The 18,899-nt window shown below is 67.9% G+C and carries 17 protein-coding genes; 9 read left to right on the forward strand and 8 right to left on the reverse strand.

What is annotated here, in order from left to right; genetic code table 11:
* Positions 1-145 precede the first annotated feature (145 nt).
* Both BST10_RS02305 and BST10_RS02310 read left to right on the forward strand, forming a co-directional pair.
* A complete protein-coding gene (locus BST10_RS02305; protein WP_083036231.1) occupies positions 146-1,537 on the forward strand; it encodes a 13E12 repeat family protein in 1,392 nt (463 codons plus the stop codon).
* Positions 1,538-1,582: 45 nt separating this feature from the next.
* On the forward strand, positions 1,583-2,293 hold the full coding sequence (locus tag BST10_RS02310; RefSeq protein ID WP_083036232.1) for an ankyrin repeat domain-containing protein: 711 nt from the start codon (positions 1,583-1,585) through the stop codon (positions 2,291-2,293).
* On the opposite strand, the gene BST10_RS02315 is transcribed toward BST10_RS02310, so the two are convergent.
* Genes BST10_RS02315 through BST10_RS02325 form a run of 3 tightly spaced genes read right to left on the reverse strand, consistent with a single transcriptional unit; the run spans position 2,284 to position 6,230 of the window.
* Positions 2,284-3,855, reverse strand: coding sequence for a class I adenylate-forming enzyme family protein (locus BST10_RS02315; RefSeq protein ID WP_083036233.1), 1,572 nt, complete (start codon positions 3,853-3,855; stop codon positions 2,284-2,286). The genes BST10_RS02310 and BST10_RS02315 overlap by 10 nt on opposite strands.
* Complete coding sequence (locus tag BST10_RS02320; protein WP_083036234.1) at positions 3,848-5,374, reverse strand: acyl-CoA synthetase; 1,527 nt, start codon at positions 5,372-5,374, stop codon at positions 3,848-3,850. The genes BST10_RS02315 and BST10_RS02320 overlap by 8 nt, the downstream gene beginning before the upstream one ends.
* A 19-nt stretch (positions 5,375-5,393) precedes the next feature.
* On the reverse strand, positions 5,394-6,230 hold the full coding sequence (locus BST10_RS02325) for an SDR family oxidoreductase (RefSeq protein WP_083036235.1): 837 nt from the start codon (positions 6,228-6,230) through the stop codon (positions 5,394-5,396).
* Positions 6,231-6,378: 148 nt separating this feature from the next.
* Here BST10_RS02325 and BST10_RS02330 point away from each other — a divergent pair, with 148 nt between their 5' ends.
* The 4 genes from BST10_RS02330 (at position 6,379) to BST10_RS02345 (ending at position 11,480) form a co-directional block, all read left to right on the forward strand.
* Entirely contained in the window at positions 6,379-7,491 is a 1,113-nt protein-coding gene (locus BST10_RS02330; RefSeq protein ID WP_013828556.1) for a cellulase family glycosylhydrolase, read from the forward strand.
* Between the two features lie 135 nt (positions 7,492-7,626).
* Entirely contained in the window at positions 7,627-9,444 is a 1,818-nt protein-coding gene (locus tag BST10_RS02335) for a serine/threonine-protein kinase (protein ID WP_165757170.1), read from the forward strand.
* A 137-nt stretch (positions 9,445-9,581) separates the two neighbouring features.
* The gene (locus BST10_RS02340; protein ID WP_083036237.1) at positions 9,582-10,589 is read left to right on the forward strand and encodes an MPT63 family protein; all 1,008 of its coding nucleotides are present in this window, start codon (positions 9,582-9,584) and stop codon (positions 10,587-10,589) included.
* 150 nt (positions 10,590-10,739) lie between these two features.
* Positions 10,740-11,480, forward strand: a complete 741-nt coding sequence (locus BST10_RS02345; RefSeq protein WP_083036238.1) for an MPT63 family protein — start codon at positions 10,740-10,742, stop codon at positions 11,478-11,480.
* Positions 11,481-11,503: 23 nt separating this feature from the next.
* Here the strand turns inward: BST10_RS02345 and BST10_RS02350 are convergent, their stop codons facing one another.
* Both BST10_RS02350 and BST10_RS02355 read right to left on the reverse strand, forming a co-directional pair.
* On the reverse strand, positions 11,504-12,592 hold the full coding sequence (locus BST10_RS02350; protein WP_083036239.1) for an NAD(P)H-dependent amine dehydrogenase family protein: 1,089 nt from the start codon (positions 12,590-12,592) through the stop codon (positions 11,504-11,506).
* Positions 12,589-13,623, reverse strand: a complete 1,035-nt coding sequence (locus BST10_RS02355) for a Rieske 2Fe-2S domain-containing protein (RefSeq protein WP_083036240.1) — start codon at positions 13,621-13,623, stop codon at positions 12,589-12,591. The genes BST10_RS02350 and BST10_RS02355 overlap by 4 nt, the downstream gene beginning before the upstream one ends.
* A 107-nt stretch (positions 13,624-13,730) precedes the next feature.
* Here BST10_RS02355 and BST10_RS02360 point away from each other — a divergent pair, with 107 nt between their 5' ends.
* From BST10_RS02360 to BST10_RS02370, 3 genes are all read left to right on the forward strand, one after another.
* Positions 13,731-14,363 (forward strand): TetR/AcrR family transcriptional regulator, encoded by a 633-nt coding sequence (locus BST10_RS02360; RefSeq protein WP_083036241.1) that lies wholly within the window; start codon positions 13,731-13,733, stop codon positions 14,361-14,363.
* A gap of 89 nt (positions 14,364-14,452) precedes the next feature.
* Positions 14,453-15,139 (forward strand): cutinase family protein, encoded by a 687-nt coding sequence (locus BST10_RS02365; protein WP_083036242.1) that lies wholly within the window; start codon positions 14,453-14,455, stop codon positions 15,137-15,139.
* Positions 15,140-15,229: 90 nt separating this feature from the next.
* Complete coding sequence (locus BST10_RS02370; protein ID WP_083036243.1) at positions 15,230-16,183, forward strand: 2-hydroxyacid dehydrogenase; 954 nt, start codon at positions 15,230-15,232, stop codon at positions 16,181-16,183.
* Between the two features lie 14 nt (positions 16,184-16,197).
* Here BST10_RS02370 and ygiD read toward each other — a convergent pair whose 3' ends face one another.
* The 3 genes from ygiD to BST10_RS02385 all read right to left on the reverse strand — a co-directional run bounded on the left by ygiD (position 16,198) and on the right by BST10_RS02385 (position 18,892).
* Positions 16,198-17,046 carry a 4,5-DOPA-extradiol-dioxygenase gene (gene ygiD / locus BST10_RS02375; RefSeq protein WP_457920501.1) on the reverse strand — a complete coding sequence of 283 codons (849 nt, stop codon included), beginning with the start codon at positions 17,044-17,046 and terminating at the stop codon, positions 16,198-16,200.
* Between the two features lie 227 nt (positions 17,047-17,273).
* Positions 17,274-17,993 (reverse strand): trimeric intracellular cation channel family protein, encoded by a 720-nt coding sequence (locus BST10_RS02380; RefSeq protein ID WP_083036245.1) that lies wholly within the window; start codon positions 17,991-17,993, stop codon positions 17,274-17,276.
* A gap of 128 nt (positions 17,994-18,121) precedes the next feature.
* Entirely contained in the window at positions 18,122-18,892 is a 771-nt protein-coding gene (locus BST10_RS02385) for a MerR family transcriptional regulator (RefSeq protein ID WP_083036246.1), read from the reverse strand.
* Between the last annotated feature and the right edge of the window lie 7 nt (positions 18,893-18,899).

Below are 18,899 nucleotides of genomic sequence, written 5' to 3' on the forward strand. Positions count from 1 at the left end.
CAGTGCGACGTCGCACCCACCGTGGACTGTTCGACGGCGTTGTCGGCCGGCGCGGTTTCAGGAGATCTATCCACAGTTGCCCGGTTCATCCACAGAGCACCGCACGACCCCCAATATTCGCACAATTGTTCGATACGTTGGAGCTGTGTCCGAACCCGATCAGGTCCTGCCTCCCGCCGCGGCGGCCCGCGCAGCCATCCGCGCGGACCTGGCCCTGATCGATGATGCCCAGGCCCGGCTGCGGCGCGCGGACACCGACATCGTCGGCAACGCGTTTCGCGTCGAGGTCGCCGAACACCTCGAAACCCAGCATCGAGTCAATCGCGGTCTGTCCTACCGCATATTCGGCGAGATCGCCGACCCGGCCGACGGTCCCGAGGACCCCCGACTGCCCGCCGACACCAAGATCCCAGACCTGCTGTGGTCGCGCCTGCGCATCACCCGAGCGGAGGTCCGGCGCCGGTTCCGCATCGCCGCACGCATCCGGCCGCGACGCAACCTGACCGGACCCCCAACCCCACCCGAACTCTCCGAAACCGCCGCCGCTGTCGAGGACGGCCGCATCGGCGACGACCACATCAAAGCGGTCGCCAAAGCCCTCGACGAACTTCCCGCGAAGATCGCGCCGACCGATCGTGAGGCTGCCGAACGTACCCTGGCACGCCACGCCACCGAACAGGACGCCGCCTTCGTCACCGCCATCGGGCATGCCATCGCCGACCGCCTCAACCCCGACGGCAACTTCACCGACGAAGACCGGGCGCGGCGACGCAACCTTGTCCTGGGCCGCCAAGGCCCCGACGGGATGAGCCGACTCTCCGGCTGCGTCGATCCCGAAGCCCGCGCCTACCTCGAGGCCGTCTTCGCCGCCGTCCGCCCCGGTCATCGTCAGCCCGACTGCTCCGCTGGCCGCGATACCCGTTCGTCGGGACAACGTGACCACGATGCGCTCAAACTCGCGCTGCGCCATGGCATCGAATCCGGCGCCATGGGCACCCACCGCGGCGTTCCGGTGACGGTCATCGTCACCACCAAACTCGCCGACCTCGACCAGGCCGCCCGCGCCATGGCCGACCCGAATGTCCCAATGCCCGCCCCGGCCCGCACCGGCGGCGGCAGCCGCCTGCCCATGCGTGACCTGATTCGCATGGCGGCCAACTCGATTCATTACCTGGCGGTCTTCGACGACCACTCCGAGCGCCCGTTGTACCTGGGCCGCAGCAAACGGATCGCCACCCTGGATCACCGGATCATCTGCCACGCCCGCGACCACGGCTGCACCAGGCCGAACTGCTCAGAGTCCGGCTACCATTGCGAGGTCCACCATTCACCGAACTGGGACCCCGACGGCCGCACCGACGCCGACGCGCTCTACTTCGCCTGCGGCGCCGACCACGGCGCTGCCACGCGCGGCGACCTTCAAACTCACGTCACCGAGCAAGGCCGGCTGGCCTGGACCGACGGCACCAGCCCACCGCAGATCAACCATCTGCACCATCCGGAGGAGCTCCTGGATGATCCGCACGCAGATCCATAGCTGCGAGTTCAGGTATCGCGGCCCGAACCGCGAGAGGATGCCACGGTGACGACCTACACCGAGATCCGCAACAATGCGCCGCTGTGGCCGGGCGTGATGGACCGCTCGCTGCTGGGCAACCGGCAGGCGCAGGCCGCGTTGTATCTGGCCGACGCCGCCAAGCGAGGCAAGTGGCGCAAGGTGGTTCGCGAACTCGACCGCGGCGACCACGTGGTCGACGTCAAGGCCTGGCGTCCCGGCGGCAAAACCTGGCTGACCGTGCTGCATCAGGCCGGCTGGCACGGGGCGTCCCCGGACGTCGCGTCATGGCTGATCGAGCGGGGCGCCCTGCGCAGCCAGCCCGACGCCGCCGGGCGCACCGCCTACGACATCGCCGTCGAGCACCACCAGCCTGCCGAGCTGTTGGAGGTACTCAAGCCCCCGGCGGCGCCGCTGGACCGCGACCGGATCGCCGCGCTCAACACCCAGCTCGCCGGAATCATCGACGACCTGATCCAGCAACTGTTCCGCGGTGTCGATCTGCGACGGATGTTCCGGTATCCCCCGGTCGAGGTGCTGCACGAGCTGCCCGGAAAGCAGCTGTGGTTCCCGGTTCCCTACCTGTGGGGCGGCTTCCGGGTAGGCCTACAGGACGACGACGTCGAACTGTTCGGCGGCTACCGCGAGCTCGACCCGGTCGGCGACGTGCACATCGCGACGGTGGGCTATCTCATCACGCCCGACGGCCCATCGCAGGTCTACGAGGGCTACGAGTGACCGCTGATCTGTCGCAGCTGCCCTTTGGCGATCTTGCCGCCGGAGGACCGCGGCAGTTCGTCGACGACGACGAGGCGTTCAGGCAGTAGCTCTTTCGACACCCCGAGGGCCAGCAGGTGCTCGACAAGCTCGGGCAATTCAAGGTTGCCGGTGCCGGCGACCTTCGCGTCGGCGAGTTCGGCGAACACGCACACCTTCTCGCCGAACACCGGATCTGGCATCGGCACCGCGGCGGCCACCGCGATCGCCGGGTGGGTCATGACGGCGTCCTCGACCTGTGCGGCGCTGATGTTCTTGCCGCCCCGCAAGATGAAGTCCGACGTCCGGCCGGTGACGCTGAGGTAGCCGTCGACGTCGATCTCGCAGATGTCACCCATGCGCATCCAGCCGTCCGCGGTGAACAGTTTGTCGTGATCGGCACCGCCCAGATAACCGAGGCTGGTGGCCGGTCCCCGGCAGGCGGGTTGGCCGCGACCGCTATCGGTCACGTCGGTGTCGCCGTCCTCGCCGCCGAACAGCCGGACCGCCATCTCCGGAACGACCCGCCCTCCGGTGCGCAGCCGCCGCTCCAGCGGGTCGTCGAGGGTGGTCGCGCTGAGCAGGCCGGTCTCGTTGGAACCGTAGAACTGCAGGATCGTGGCCCCGGTGAGTTCCTCGAACTCCGCGGCCGGCCGGTAGGGCAACGCCTCGCCGCCGGTGAACACCACCCGCAGCGAGCTCAGGTCGAACTCCCGACTCGCCGGGTCGGCCATCATCATCGTCAATTGTGTGCTGACACAACACAACACGCTGACGCGGTGTTCGGCTATGGCAGCGCAGGTCGCCGCGGCGGTGAACCGGTCCAGCAGGATCGCCGTGACACCGAGGTGGATCGGGGTGGTGTGGCTGGTCCAGAGCCCGAAACCGAACGGGGTCGGGATGATCGGCAGAAAAACGTCGTCGCCGCTCAGCTGCCCGTTGGCGGCGGCCAGCTGATGGAAGTAGTGCCACCGGTTCTGGGTGTGCACGACGCACTTGGGCAGACCGGTGGTGCCGGAGGTGGAATTGATCAAGAAAACGTCGTCGGCGCCGAGTTGCGGCCCGGGCAGCCCGATCTCGGCGGCGGCGTTCAGCGCATCGATGTGCACCGTGTGGATCTCGAGGTCGGCCGCGGCCGCCTGACGCGGCTCGTCGGTGATCAGCAGCTCGGCCTGCGCTGCGGCCAGGATTGCCGTCACCTCTCGGATCCCGGCACGCGCACCGATGCCCACCACCACCGCGCCGCACCGCTCGATCGCCACGAACAGCACATGGATGGCTGCGGAGTCGCCGTGCCAGACTGCGATACGGTCACCCGGCGACACTCCTGCGCCGGCGAGCCTGGCCGCCAGGGTGTCCGCCGCCGCGTCGAACTCCCGCCACGTCAGTTCCGCGCCGGGATGGTCGACGTAGGCGGCGCGGGCCGGGAAACGTTGCGCGTTGCGGCGGACCGCATCCGACAGCGTGGTCTGCGACCACCACCCGGCGTCGTGGTAGCGGGCCACCTCGGCCGCGGTGAACGCCGGCGAATCCCAGTCAGGCATAACGCTCCTGCAGTCGTCGCTTGACCAGCTTGCCGGTGGGTGTTCGCGGCAGGTCGGTGCTGAATTCGTAGCGGCGGGGCACCTTGTAGTGGGCCAGTCGCTCCCGCAGGAACCGATCGAGCGCTGCGGTCAACTCGTCGCGCGGGCCGGCTTCGGCAGCCGGGTGGACCACCGCCAGCACCGACTGCCCCATCTCCTCATCGGGGACGCCGATGACGGCCACATCCAGCACCGCCGGGTGCAGTGCCAGCGCGTTCTCGATCTCCTGCGGGTAGATGTTGACCCCACCGGAGATGATCGTGAACGACTTACGGTCGGTGAGATACAAGTAGCCCTCGGCGTCGAGGTATCCCACGTCACCGGTGGTGGTCCAGTTCGGATGGTTCCGGTGGCGGGTTTCGGCGGTGCGCTGCGGGTCGTTGTGGTATTCGAAAGGCGCGGCGTCACGTTCAAAGTAGACGGTGCCGTGCTCTCCCACCGCGACCTCGCAGCCGCTGTCGTCGCAGATGTGGGCAACGCCCAGTACCGGTTTGCCGACCGAGCCGGGATGCGACAACCAGTCGTGACTGTCGATGATGGTGGTGCCGGCGGCTTCGGTGGCCGAGTAATACTCCAGCAGGATCGGCCCCCACCAATCGATCATGGCGTGTTTGACCTCCGCCGAGCAGGGCGCTGCGCCATGTACTGCGCAGCGGTGCGATGACAGGTCATAGGAGTCACGAAGCCGCCGGTCGAGTCTGAGCATCCGGACGAACATCGTCGGCACCCACTGACTGTGGGTGACCCGATACCGCTCGATGAACCCCAGCGCGTCCGCGGCGTCGAAGTGCCGCATCATCACCACCGTGGCGCCGACCCGGTGTGCCATGGCCATGAACCGCAGCGGGGCCGAGTGGTAGACCGGGGCCGGCGACAGATAGACCGAATCGGCAGCCAAACCCATCGGCGGCGCGAACAAGCCCGTTATCCGGTCGCCCGGCGCGTCGACGTCGCGGCCGGGCAACGGCACCTTGATCCCCTTGGGGAACCCGGTTGTGCCCGACGAGTACAGCATGTCCGCTCCGCACGGCTGCGCCGGCAACGGTTGCGCCGAGGCGGCCGCCACCAGGGTCTCGTAGTCGTCGAAACCATCGATGAGCCCGAGTGCGATCCGGCGAGCGACCCGGGGTGTCCGGGCGACCACCGCACCGGCGATGCCGGCGTACTTCTCGGCGATCACCAGGGTCTGCGCATCGCAGTCGTTGACGACGTAGGCGACCTCCCCGGCGGTCAGGTGCGAGTTGATGAACGTGATGTAGAGCCCGGAACACATGGCGGCCCAGTAGATCTCCAATGCGCGCGGCTGGTTGTCGCAGAGCACCGCGATGTGGTCGCCCGGCCGGACCCCGACGTCGTAGAGGTGGCGGGCGAACCGCCGCGAGCGGGCGTCGAGTTGGCCGTAGGTGAGGGTCTCTGCGGTGTCGGCGACGATGATCGCCGGCTTGTCCGGCGTGGTCGCCGCATGAGCGCCGGGATACATCGTGACGGCCGCCTCGGTGTCAGTAGATGTAGTCTTCGCCGCTTGCCCGCACGGTGATGTCACTGATGCTGATCCCCCACGGCTGGTCGATCACTGCGACTACGGCCGCGGCGAGGTCGTCGGGGGTGATCAGCCAGTACTTCACCGAGTCGACGTCGGTCTGCTCGGCCGCCAGGGTGCCGTTGGCGAATGCGGTCATCGACTGGATGTAGTTCTCGGCACGCGAACCGACGATGCCCATGATCGCCGCGCCGTTGACGACCCCGCTGCCGAGATTGGTGCCGAGCACGCCGGTCGGTTTGACCGTGGTCACCTTGATCTTGCCCTTGGCCTCGCTGCGCAGCGAGTCCGACAGCACGGTGACCGCGGCCTTGGTCGCGCTGTAGACCCCGGAACCGGCCACTCCGGCGTTGCCGTAGATCGAGGAGATGTTGACGACGTGGCCGCGGCCCTGGGCGATCATTTGATCGTAGACGGCCGAGATCCCGTTCACCACGCCCTTGATATTGATGTCGATGGCGCGGTGCCACTGCTGCCAGGCTTTGTCGTGGTCGGCGAAGTACGCCAACGGCATCACCCCGGCGTTGTTGACGATGACGTCTACCGCGCCGAAGGTCTGCACCGCGTGCTCCACGGCGGCTTTCATCTGCCCCATGTCGGTGACGTCGGCGATGTGGTGGGTGCCCGACAGCCCGGCGGCGCGGATGCCGTCGAAGACCGCAGCGAGGTTCTCGGCGCCGATGTCCACGCCGACCACCCGGGCGCCGCCGGCGGCGCACTTCTCCGCGATCAGTTTGCCGAACCCACCGCCGGCGCCGGTGACGACGACAACTTTGTCCTGCAGGTGCTGCGACATAGTCGGCCTCCCGGCAACGCGACTCGGACGGAGAAGTTTCGATGAGTGTAGGTGGCCTCTGTTGCATCTGTGACGCGCGCCCGATTTGCCCGGCGACAGGCCGGACATCCACCCGCCGCACCGGCGAGCCGGGCGCTATGGTCACTGCGTGAAGCGTCGAACGGCACTGGGGCTGCCGCTCCTGTTGGCGGCGGGTCCCGCCCTGAGCCGCATCCCGCGGGCCGGTGCCGACGCCGGCCGGTGGTCGATCGACCGGGCCAACCGCTGGTATCAGGCGCAGGGCTGGCCCGTCGGCTCCAACTACATCACCTCGACCGCCGTCAACCAGCTCGAGATGTTTCAGCCCGGAACCTTCGACCTGCGGCGCATCGACGCCGAGCTGGGCTGGGCCCGCTCGGCGGGGTTCAACACCGTGCGGGTGTTCCTGCACGACCAGCTCTGGGCGGCCGACCGTAAGGGCTTCCAGTACCGGCTGGCCCAGTTCGTCTCCGTCGCCGCTCGGCGCCGGATCAAGCCGATGTTCGTACTGTTCGATTCCTGCTGGGACCCGCACCCCAAGGCGGGCCAGCAGCTTGCGCCCCGGCCCGGTATCCACAACTCGCGGTGGGTGCAGAGCCCCGGCGCCGAGCGGCTCGGTGACCGCAACTACTACCGCACCCTCTATGACTACGTCACCGGCGTGATGACCCAGTTCCGCTACGACGAACGGATTCTGGCCTGGGACCTGTGGAACGAGCCGGACAACATGGCTCGGGAGTACAGCAGCGTCGAGCGCTCCGACAAACTCGACCTCATCAGCGACCTGCTTCCCCAGGTCTTCAGTTGGGCGCGCGCGGTCGACCCTCGTCAGCCGTTGACCAGTGGCATCTGGGAGGGCTCGCGGCAGGGCAGCACGATCGTCAACACCCAGCTCAACAGCTCCGACATCATCACGTTCCACTCCTATGACAGGCCGGCGGCGTTCAGTGAGCGGATCGCCGAGCTCGCTCCGCTGGGCCGGCCGATGATGTGCACCGAGTATCTGGCGCGCACCAAGGGCAACACCATCGACGGGATTCTGCCGATCATGAAGCGCCACAATGTGGGCGCCTACAACTGGGGTTTCGTCGCCGGGCGAACGCAGACCTACCTGCCGTGGGACTCCTGGGACAGCCCCTACACCGCGGAGCCGCAGGTCTGGTTCCACGATCTGGTGCAGCCCACCGGGCGCGCCTACCGCAACCTGGAGATCTTGACGATCAGCAACTTGACCGGCCGGTGACCGCAGACCGCCTTTCGGGGCAGGTTGGCACGACCGGCTGATAGCCGCTGGATTCAATGGTGAAATTATTGGCGGCAATGTCATCAACCGCCGGTTCGGTGGTCGGTGTTCACGGGTCTGCTTGAGGAGTCGATGATGGGCGAGACCGCGCCGGGTTCGCGGGCTGGGTCACGTGTTGGGCGCTACCTCCTCAAACGTCTGCTGGGCCGCGGCCCCACCGGCGAGGTTTACGAAGCCGTCGACACGCAGAAGGATCGCCCGGCCGCGCTCAAACTGCTTGCACCGGCGTTGGGCCGCGACCCGGCGTTCCGGGAGTGGTTGCAGCGTGAGGCGCTGACCGTCGGGCGGGTTCAGGAACCGCACGTGGTACCGGTCCGCGATTACGGCGACCTGGACGGCGAGGTCTTCATCGACATGCCCCTGGTCCACGGCGCCGACCTTTCCGCGCTGTTGAAACGCACCGGGGTGCTGCCGCCGTCGCGCGCCGTCAACATCGTGTGGCAGGCCGCCTCGGCGCTGGATGCCGCGCACGCCGCCGGGGTGATCCACCGCGGCGTCAAACCGCGGAACCTCCTGCTGACCGGTGACGACTTCGTCTACCTGGTGGACTTCGGCATCGCCGGGGCGCCCGGGGCGAACGCCGGTGACGCCGACCACGCGGGCGCTCGCTGGAAGTACTCGGCGCCGGAGCTGTTCTCCGGCGGCGACTTCGGCCCGGGCGTCGATGTCTACTCGCTGGCGTGCGTGCTCTACCAGTGCTTGACCGGCTCACCGCCGTACCGGGCCGACAGCGTCAAGATGCTGGCCAATGCTCATCAGACCAAGCCCATTCCGCGGCCCAGCCATGCCGGGTCCACGATCCCGCCCACCTTTGACGCGGTGATCGCCAAGGGCATGGCCAAGGATCCTCAGGAGCGCTATGGCAGCGCCGCCGAACTGGCGACCGCGGCCTATCAGGCGCTCGGTGCGCCCGATCAGCACCGGACGCTGCAGATCTACGAGGCCAGTCAACAGTCCACCCTGCCGTTGATCGAGCAACCGAAGCCGAGCGTGCCGCCAGTGGTGCCGACTGCGCAGCCGCCCGAACAACCGAAACCACCGGCGGCACCGGCCGCGACGTCGCCGGCAGGTCCGGTGCCGCCCGCGCCGCCGGTGTCGCCCGCCCCGCCGGTGTCACAGGCCGCGACCCAACCGAGCACCCCGGCGCCCACCGCGCCGACCACACCGGAAACCGAACCCGCTCCGGCACCGGAACCGGTGGGTGCCGCCGTCCGCGCCACCGGACAGCCGAGCATTCCGCGCATCTCGACCCCCGACCATGACTGGTTCAGCTCGCCGCGACCGGTGCCCGCCTATCGCAATCCCGCCAAACGCAAGAAACTGCTGCGTCTTGCCGCGGCGCTGGCCGTGGTCGTGGGGCTGATCACCTGGCTGACGAACCGGTCGGGTTCCGATGAATTCGCCGCCGACAGCGACCTGCCGGGGTCCGCCGCCGCTGCCAGTGAGCCCGCATCGCCGGTGTCGAACGCCGAAGCCCAGGCGCGGTTGCTCAAACTGCTGCCCGCCGGTTATCCGCAGGACGCCTGCGCGTCGACCACACCGATGGGCGGCGCCATCGCGGAGGTGACCTGCGGCCGCAACGTCGATGTGGACGGCCCGCCCTCGGCGACCTACTCGCTGTTCCCGAATGCCGGCACGTTGCGGCTGAGTTTCGATAACACCGTGCAGGCCACCAACGTCGTCACCTGTCCGGGCCGGATCCAGTCGCCGGGGGCGTGGCACCGGACCGCCACACCGGACAAACCGAGCGGAATGCTGTTGTGCGGCACGCGGCAGGGCTCGCCCACGCTGGTGTGGACCAACGATGCCGACCTGATGATGGCGGCGCTGCGCACCGAACACAGCACCCCGAGCCTGGAGCAGTTCTATTCCTGGTGGAGTTCGCATTCCTGACCGGCCGTGCCGCGCCGACGCAACGAGATGTATCGCAACTCTGAGACGCGGGCAAACAACAAGGTCAAATCCGTTAAGATCTGCGGTCTGGACTACATAACCCCCGAGATCCAGTCGAACCGAGGAGTCAACCAATAATGAAGTTGATCACTACTGCCGTCGCAGCAGCGGGAGCATTGGCCGCGGCCGGCGCCCTCAGCGTCGCAACCGCCGGCGCCGACGCCGGTGACGTCACTCCGACGACCCACCCGATCGGAAGCCAGGCCACCATCGACAACGGCGGGGTAATCCAAGGCTGGACCATCAGCGACCTGCGGCCCAGCTCGGACGCCATTCCCTACCAGCCACACGGCACGCTGTGGGAGGCCACCGCCACCGACGTCGCCATTCAGGGCACCGTCACCCCGGTCGTCGCCAACCTCGGCGCCCGGTCGCCCAGCGGTCAGACCTACCCCGCGCTGTTCGGTGTCGCCACCCCGCAGGGCGTGAACCCCTCGAACCTGGCGCAGGGCCAGAAGACCACCGGCAAGGTGTACTTCGACGTCACCGGCGACGCGCCCAACAGCGCGGTCTACCAGTTCGCCGGCAAGGACCAGCTGATCTGGGTCCAGGCGGCACCGGCCAACGGCGGTTCGTCGGCCCCGGCGGCCGGCTCGCAGCGCAGCCCTGCGGCCACCAGCGGAAAGCCGGCGCAGTCGGGCAGCCAGACCACCCCGGCGCCCGCCGGCAACCAGACCACCGGCAGCGAGAGTGCCCCGTCGGCCACCGGCAGTCAGGGCACGCCGCTGAACTCCGCCAGCCAGGGCACCCCGCTGCCGGCCGAGGCCGACGGCACGCCGGCGACCACCGGAAGCACCGAGGGCACCCCGGCAGCGGCAAGCGGCTCGGAGACGCCGACCTCGGCGGGCACCCCCGAGGCGTCCGCTCCGGCCAACACCCCGGCGGCGGCCGGCAGCTCCGGCACGCCGCTTCCCGCCGAGACCCCCGGCGCCCCGACCGCAGGGTCGGAAAGCCCGGCTGCGGCCAGCTCGCACGGCAGCGACGCCGGCGGCGCGACGGCTTCGGGTGGAAACCAGGGCACGCCGCTTCCCGCCCCGGGTGCGCCGGCAGCCGGCGGCACGAGCAACGTGACCGGGTCGAACTGACCGCGCCATAGGTCGTTCATCCGGCCCGGCCTCCGCTTCCGCGGGGGCCGGGCCGGACTCGTTTCCGCGGCGGCCCGGTCGGCGGCCCGTTAGGATTCAGTACCTGAGTACCAATCACCGGGATGCCGCCGAACCGAGGAGTCAGACCACATGAAGTCCATCTCGACCGTCCTGGCAGCCGGAGCATTGGCCGCCGCCGGTGCGTTCAGCACCGGAATCGCCGCCGCGGACGAGCCTGCCCCGGCCACTCACCCGCTCGGCACCCAGGGCACGCTGCCGGAGGGTCCCGGAGTGCACGGCTGGACAGTCGCCGACCTACGGCCCAGCTCGGATACCATCCCTTACCAACCGCGCGGCACGCTGTGGGAGGCCACCGCCACCGACGAGGCGATCCAGGGCACCGTGTTCCCGATCGTCGCCAACCTCAGTGCCCGCTCCGCCAGCGGCCAGGATTACCAGTCGCTGTTCACCGTGCCCACTCCGCAGGGCATCGTGCCGACCGGCCTGACCCAGGGCCAGAAGACCAGCGGCAAGGTCTATTTCGACGTCACCGGCGACGCGCCGAACAGCATGGTGTATCAGGCCGGCGGCGCCGACCTGATCCGGTGGGTGGTTCCGGCGCCGCAACCGCAGTCCCGGCCGGCCGCGCCGCAGCCGCAGGCTCCGGCCGGAGCCGGATCGCAGTCCCCCGCGAGTGGCGGCAGCCATCGGGCGCCGGCCCCGGCTCAAGGCCCGTCATCGCGCCCCGCCAATCCGGCGCCGGCTTCACCGCCCGTTGGCAGCTCCGGCACGCCGCTACCCGAAGGCAGCTCCGGCACGCCGCTGCCGGCCGAGGCCCCCGATTCGTCGGCGACGTCGGGCGGTTCGGCGGGGACCCCGGCAAGTCCCTGACGCTCGGTCGGGCCTCGGACCGATCAGAGTTTGAAGCGGCCGGCGAAACCCCGCAACGGCAGGTCGGCACTGGTCAACAGGCCCGGACGGGCGGCCACCACCGAACTGATCGCGTTGAGTGCCGGCAGCCCGGTCACGGTCATCCCGATCGAGGCGAAGTTGTCCGGATCTGACAGGTCGACGCCGGGCTTCGGCAAGATCATGTGCTTGTTGTACACGCACGGATCACCGGTGACCCGGGTGATGTAGCAGCCCTTGATCTTCCAGTTCGGTTCGGTGTGCGGGGTCATCTGCCATTCCAGGTGCGTTTCGACGCGCGGCACACCGTCGACCATGCCCTGGTACTTGATGTAGTTGCCGCCCAACGAACCTTTGGGCAAGGTGTACCAGCCCAGGTCGACGTCTTTGGTGCACACCCCCAGCTCATAGCCGAAGGTGACCTCGTCGAGTGTCAGGTCGAAGCAGTCGGCCATCATCAGCACGCTGTCTGCGAAGACGCGGGTGAACTTCTCCAGCTTGGCCGGGATCTCCGGATCATCGGCCGGCTGGCCGTAGCCGACCTCGATCCAGGTCTCCTTTGAGTGATGGCAGGACACGTCGACCGATTCGATGGTGGTGACGTTCTCGATCTCGGCGACGTCGGCCGCAGCGACCACGCCCAGGATCTGGTTGAGGCCCGGGTTCATCCCGGTGCCGTAGAAGGTCGACCCGCCCTTTTTGCACGCCTCGGCCAGCAGTTGTGTCACCGGCTTCCCCGACGGGTGCGGGTGGTTGTGGTCACGATGCCAGCCGGTGATCCAGTCCGCGGTGGTGACGATGTTGATGCCCGCCTCCAGAACCTTGACGTAGAGGTCCTCATCGGGGAACACGCCGTGGAAGGTCAGCACGTCCGGTTTGGCGGCGATGATCTCCTCGACGGTCCCGGTCGCTATCACCCCGTTGGGCGAGATCCCGGCCAGCTCGCCGGCGTCCTTGCCGACCTTCTCGGGCGAGTAGCAATGCACGCCAACAAGTTCGAGATCGGGGCGAGGCGCGATCCGCTTGATCATCTCGGTACCGACATTGCCGGTGGCGACCTGGAACACGCGGATCGGTGCGTCGGATGCGGTCATGCGGGTGAGCCTTTCTGGACTGTGGCTTCAGCGACCTCGGCAGCACTGCCGCCGATGCCGTCGGGATAGAACTGCTTGGCCCACTGCCGGATTGCGGTGAAGCCCTCGTACTCGGCGCTGGCCAGGGCCGGTGGGTCCGAATAGCGCTGGTGCGACCAGATGTAGATGTCCTGTTCGAATTGGCGGATCACTTCCCGCCCGAATTCGGCGCCCCGGGCCTCGGCGCGCGCGGGGTCGGCGCCCGGCGTCCGGCCGATGTAGACCATGAACCGGACGTCGGAGGTGCGGTCGTCGACCGGGGTGATCGCCGAGATGGTGCGGTTGTCGATCATGCCCCAGCTCTTGGTCACCGCGATGCCCAGGCCGCCGTTGATGGCCTCCACCCCACTGTTGACATCTTCGATCCGCTGACCGTCGTCGCCTTCGAAGGTGATGGTGAAGTCCACGTAGGACACCGGTTCGGCGAAGTCGTGGCGGGTGAACACCGGCACGATCGGGGTGCGGTGCACGTATTTGAAGTGGGCGAAATCCACCCCGTTCTCCAGCACGTACTGCGGGTGCATCTCGAGAGACCGCCGGTAAAGCCGCTGCTGCGGGTAATAGTCGGCGGCGGTGCGGTCATCGAAACTCGCGAACACGTCGGGCGGGTCGAAATACGGCTCGCGTCGGTCCACGTCATGCCAGATGTAGACCGACTCGTTGCGCTCGACGACCGGGTAGGTGCCGATCCGCCGGCCGCGGTTGGGCTTGTCCTGGTAGGGGATACAGACGTTGCGGCCCTGGGAGTTCCACTGCCAGCCGTGAAACGGGCACTGCAGCACCTCGCCGCAGACGGTGCCGCCGTAGCCCAGGTGCGCCCCGAGATGCTCGCAGTAGGCGTTCATCACGGTGAGCTGGCCGGATTCGGCACGCCAGGCGACCATCTCCTGATCGAAGTACTTCATGCTGTGGACCTCGCCGAGACCGATCTCGTCGGACCAGGCGACCTGAAACCAGCCGGTCGGCTTCATCGACAGCGGCGGTTTAGCCATGCGCAGATGTCCTCTCCGAAGTCTGGACCGGGCCGACTTCCGCAGCATAGTTCGACCCGCACCAGAATCATAGTGGGTGCTATGGAAATGTTGCTAGGATTCCCGGGATGACGCAACCGGCGCCTCGGCGCAGCAACAAGCGGGGGCTGGCAACCCGCGAGGCGATGCTCGACGCCGCAGTGCGCTCACTGGCCACCGGCGATCCGGGAGCGGTGTCGGCGAGCCGGATCGCCAGGGAGAGCGGCGCCACCTGGGGTGCGGTGCAGTATCAGTTCGGCGACGTCGACGGCTTCTGGGCGGCGGTGCTGCATCGGACCGCCGAACGCCGCGATGCGGCGATGTCGGCATTCGCCGGTGTGAAAACGGATGCGCCGCTGCGGGATCGGGTCGCCGCGATCATCGATACGCTATATGACGGGTTGGCGTCGCAGGATTCGCGGGCGATCGAGAACCTGCGGGCCGCGCTCCCCCGCGATCACAGTGAGCTGGAACGGCTGTACCCGCGCACCGCGGCGGAGTTGTTCTCCTGGGGCAGAAGCTGGCTGCAGACCTGCCACAGTGCGTTCGCAGGCCTCGGGGTCGACCCACAGCGGGTGCGCGAGGTGGCCGCTCTCATTCCGGGTGCGATGCGCGGGCTGGTCTCCGAGCGCCAGCTGGGCTCGTACGCCGATCTCGAGGAGGCCCGCCGCGGATTGACCAACGCGCTGGCGGCGTATCTCGAAGAGTCGCGGGGCAGCTGAGGCGGCGCGACGCCATCGCTGAACGAGGTACGTCGACCGAGCCCGAGCCGGTGGCGACAGTGGGTCGGCGGACCACTACTATCCACCTCGTGAGCGATTCCTCGGCCCGCCGATTGAGACTCACAAGTCGGGTCACTGTGCTGGCGGCAGCCCTGCTGACCGCACCCGTCGTGATCCCCGCCGGGGCGCCCGGCGCGGTTGCACCGGCCAGCGCGGCCTGCCCCGACGTCGAAGTGGTGTTCGCCCGTGGGCGTTTGGAATCGCCCGGGGCCGGCGCGGTCGGCAACGCGTTCGTCAGCGCGCTGCGCGCCAAGACTTCCAAGAACGTCAGTCTGTATGCGGTGAACTACCCCGCTGACAATCAGATCGACCAGGGCGCCAACGACATGAGCGCCCGCATCCAGAACACGATCAACGGATGCCCGAACACCCGCATCGTGCCGGGGGGCTACTCACTGGGTGCCGCAGTCACCGACGTGGTGCTCGCCGTCCCCTTCTCGGCGTTCGGCTTCACCAATCCCCTGCCACCGGGTGCCGACGAGCACATCGCGGCGGTCGCACTGTTCGGCAACGGCAGTCAATGGGTCGGTCCCATCACGAACTTCAACCCGATCTACAACGATCGGACCATCGAGCAGTGTCATGGCGCCGACCCGATCTGCAACCCCGCCGACCCGAATACCTGGCAGGAGAATTGGCCGCAGCACCTGGCCAGCGCCTATATCTCGGCAGGGATGGTCAACGAGGCCGCGGACTTCGTCGCCGGAAAGCTGTAGCCGGCGGCCTGTCTCGACGTTGCCGGGCTCATCGACTGCGCAGCGCACACGCGGGCCATACCGAGACGCCCCGCCGTGGACACTGACGGTATGGGAGTTCTCGAAGTAGGCAGGCCGGATGCGGCGTTGGCCGAGGCCTTGACCGCGAAACATCAACCACTGCAGTTGCCGGACGGGCGCGAGCGGGACGCCTTCCTGGCCGAGCATGGGCCGAGCGTCGTCGCCGCCGTGGTGGCGGGACCGCCGGGCGTCGATGCCCGCCTCATGAACGCGCTACCCAATCTCGGTGCGATCGTGAATTACGGGGCCGGCTACGACTTGATCGACGTCGACGAGGCGCAACGACTCGGCATCGGAGTCAGCAACACCCCCGACGTCCTCAACGACAGCGTCGCCGATACCGCCGTCGGCTTGCTGCTTGCGACGATGCGCGGCTTCTGCAGTGCGGATCGCTACGTCCGGGCCGGTCGCTGGCCGGTCGAGGGACCGCTGCCGTTGGCCCGTGATGTGAGCGGAACCCGGGTCGGGATCCTGGGGTTGGGCCGGATCGGCTCGGCGATCGCGTCTCGGCTGACCGGATTCGGCTGCCAGATCTCGTATCACAATTGCCGGCGGGCACCCGACTGCCCCTATCACTATGCCGCGTCGCCGATCGAACTTGCCGAATCGGCCGACGTACTGGTGATTGCGGTCAGCGGCGGCAGGGGCAGCCGGGAATTGGTCAGTCGGCAAGTGCTGGAGGCGCTGGGCGATGACGGCTACCTGATCAACGTCGCTCGCGGCAGTGTCGTAGATCAGGACGCACTGGTGGAATTGCTTGTCGACAAACGCCTTGCGGGTGCCGGCCTTGATGTCTACGCCGACGAGCCGCACGTTCCCGAGCAATTGCGCGAGTTGGACAACGTGGTGCTGCTCCCGCACATCGGTAGCGCGACACCACGAACCCGGTCGGCGATGGCCGCGCTGACGCTGCGAAACCTGGACGAGTACCTCACCCGCGGAACACTGACGACACCGGTATTGCCACCACGACGATCCAGTTGAGCGTCTCCGCCGATTCAGATGTTGGAAGCGTCGGCGGGAAAGGCAGGCGGTGACTGCGGGGCATCCGACCGGCTGTCGGTGGCGGCATCGGCCCCGGCATGTCCGAGGGTGTAGGCGGTCATCGACATCGATCCGTACGCGTAGCCTTCGACGAGAATGTCTGGGGTGCCCGAGGCAACGCCGGTTAGTCCGGCGAAGTACAGCAACGGGATGAAATGGTCCGGTGTCGGCACGGCAGCCCGATAGTCACTGTGCCGGTCGAGTCGCACGGCGTCGACAGGGTCCGACAGCATCAGCGTCTTGGCATCCTCGTCGAAGCGAATGGCCCAGTCGTACCCCTTGTCAGCGAGGTGCCAGTCCATGGCCCGCAGATTGTGCACGACGTTGCCACTGGCGATCACCAGCACACCACGGTCTCGTAGCGGAGCCAGCCGGGCACCCAGGTCGAGGTGGTAGTCGAGCGGCTTGTCAGCGTTGATCGACAGCTGCACAACCGGAATGGACGCATCGGGGAAGGCGTGCACCAGCACCGACCAGGCGCCGTGATCGATACCCCAGCTGTCGATGTCGGCGCCCACCCAGGTCGGGTGCACCGCTTCGGAGATTTCGTCGGCCAACTCGGGTAGGCCGGGCGCGGGGTACTGAACCTCGAACAGCTCCGGCGGGAACCCATAGAAATCATGGATGGTGCGGGGCCGCGGCATGGCGGTGACGGCCGTCGCGTTGATGTACCAATGCGCGCTGATCACCAAGATGGCGCGAGGTCGCGTCACCGCTTGCCCGAACGCCTGCCACGCCGAGGTGTACCGGTTGGTTTCAATCGCGTTCATCGGGCTGCCATGCCCGATGAACGCCGCCGGAATTCGGCGAGGCGCGCTGCCGGTGGTCGTCTGCGTCTCGCGATGCATTCCTCTTTATATCCCCGATGGCTCCGCGGAACCGCATTAAAGCGTCAGCGGCCACTCCAGCGACGACTGCATGACCGGGGCAAAGGCCGGGGAATGGTTGACCGGGATGTCCGTGCTGACGCGGCCCGCCGATGCCGCCTTCTGATAGGTGGCGGGGTCGATTCCGCTGTGCCGCGAGTGATTCAGCGCTCGTCGTTGAAGTCCTTCCCGTCTTGGAGGTCGGCGGTATCCGGCGATGTGGGGCGGTGACGTGCGAAAGCCCCACCTGGTGACCAGGAGTCGGCCGCGGGCAACATCCACCCGCGCCAGTGGGAAAGCAGGCACAACACCGTTCCGGTCAGTGCTGCCATTAACAGGCCGGGGGTCGGGTGCTCGCGGTAGTTGAAAAGCACCAGCACACCGCTCGCGGCCAGCGCGCAGGTGGCGTACAAGGTGTTGCCACCGAAGATGCCGGGCACCCGCCGTATCGCGATGTCACGCAACGCGCCGCCGCCGACCGCCGAGATCGTCCCCAACAGCAGCGCGGCCAACCAGCCGAGCCCGACGGCGAGCGTCTTGTGCGCGCCGGTGGCGGCCCAGCATCCCAGCGCCAGCGCGTCGACGATCGGCCATGCCCGGTTCCACACCCGGCCCTCTACCCGGAAGACGAACGCGATCAGCGCTCCGGCCAGTGCGGTCAACAGGTACGCGTAGTCAGTGAGAGCGACCGGCGTGCCGCGCTGCAGTAGGGCGTCGCGGATCATGCCGCCGCCCAGACCCGATAACACGGCCAGGGCGGCAAAGCCGACCGGATCCAGCCCTTCCTTGCGGGCGACCACGCCGCCCAGCAACGCGTTGCCGAGCACGCCGATCAGGTCGACCACCCGGAACAGGTCCGTCACCGTCAGCTCGGTGAGCACCACACCACGCCCTCCTTCAGCGAACGGCCCGCTGATCCTCGTCAGCCCCGGGTACCCAGATCGGCGCAAACGCTGTCAAGTCCGCCTGATCCGGTGGTCCGCGCGTTGAGCTATTCCCCACACAGCTCGCGTCAGGGGTTCCCGTCCCCGGGCGCGTCCTGCGTTCTGCTCTCGCGCTGGTATCGCCGCAACTCGGTGCGTACCGCCGCGTCGAACGCCCGGTCCAGGCTGGCGTGCGCTGCTCGTCGTGCCACCCGGCGCATGGCATCCACCAAGTCGGCGGCCCACGCGAGTTCGTCGTCGTTGGCGGGTAACCATCCAGCCCCTCGCTGGCGCACCACCTCCGAATGTCCGCTGCGGGCCAGCACGCCGGCCGCTTCGTCCAGTTTCTGGTCGACTTCGCCGACCGCGTTCAGCAGTGCCGGCAATGGCATACCACGCGAGATCAGCGTGGCCAGGTCATCGACGAGGCGCAGATCGATCACCCGGTAGTTGTTGTCGGTGGTGCTCGGCTCGATCACTCCGTCATCGGCGAGCCGGCGCAGCATCGGGTCGTCCAGACTGCCGAGCCGCGTTTCCAGCTGGTCGCGGGTCATGCTCTGCGACACCGGGTTCGACCACGGCGCAGTCACCAGCTCGCCCAGATCGGCCAGATCCAGCACCTCGACCAGATCCTCGCCGCGTTGCAGACCGGTGAGGAACTTCAGGATGTGCTTGACCGTGAAGCCCTCGCCGAGCAAGCGAATGATCGCCTTCAGCTGCTTGAGGTGCCGGTCGGTGTAGATCGCGACGCGGCCCCGGCGCTGCGGCCGGGGCAGCAGACCGTTCTCCTGGTAGACCCGAACGTTGCGGGTGGTCGTTCCCGCCTCCCGTGCGAGGTCGTCGATCCGGTACTCGGCCACCAGTGCA

The organism is Mycolicibacter algericus DSM 45454, assembly GCF_002086455.1.
Lineage (GTDB): Bacteria > Actinomycetota > Actinomycetes > Mycobacteriales > Mycobacteriaceae > Mycobacterium > Mycobacterium algericum.

Coding starts and splice junctions, on each gene's coding strand:
- BST10_RS02340 (WP_083036237.1), top strand. CDS start 9,582: ATGAAGTTGATCACTACTGCCGTCGCAGCAGCGGGAGCATTGGCCGCG.
- BST10_RS02370 (WP_083036243.1), top strand. CDS start 15,230: ATGGGAGTTCTCGAAGTAGGCAGGCCGGATGCGGCGTTGGCCGAGGCC.
- BST10_RS02325 (WP_083036235.1), bottom strand. CDS start 6,230: ATGTCGCAGCACCTGCAGGACAAAGTTGTCGTCGTCACCGGCGCCGGC.
- BST10_RS02345 (WP_083036238.1), top strand. CDS start 10,740: ATGAAGTCCATCTCGACCGTCCTGGCAGCCGGAGCATTGGCCGCCGCC.
- BST10_RS02360 (WP_083036241.1), top strand. CDS start 13,731: ATGACGCAACCGGCGCCTCGGCGCAGCAACAAGCGGGGGCTGGCAACC.
- BST10_RS02335 (WP_165757170.1), top strand. CDS start 7,627: ATGGGCGAGACCGCGCCGGGTTCGCGGGCTGGGTCACGTGTTGGGCGC.
- BST10_RS02315 (WP_083036233.1), bottom strand. CDS start 3,855: ATGCCTGACTGGGATTCGCCGGCGTTCACCGCGGCCGAGGTGGCCCGC.
- BST10_RS02355 (WP_083036240.1), bottom strand. CDS start 13,623: ATGGCTAAACCGCCGCTGTCGATGAAGCCGACCGGCTGGTTTCAGGTC.
- BST10_RS02350 (WP_083036239.1), bottom strand. CDS start 12,592: ATGACCGCATCCGACGCACCGATCCGCGTGTTCCAGGTCGCCACCGGC.
- BST10_RS02320 (WP_083036234.1), bottom strand. CDS start 5,374: ATGTATCCCGGCGCTCATGCGGCGACCACGCCGGACAAGCCGGCGATC.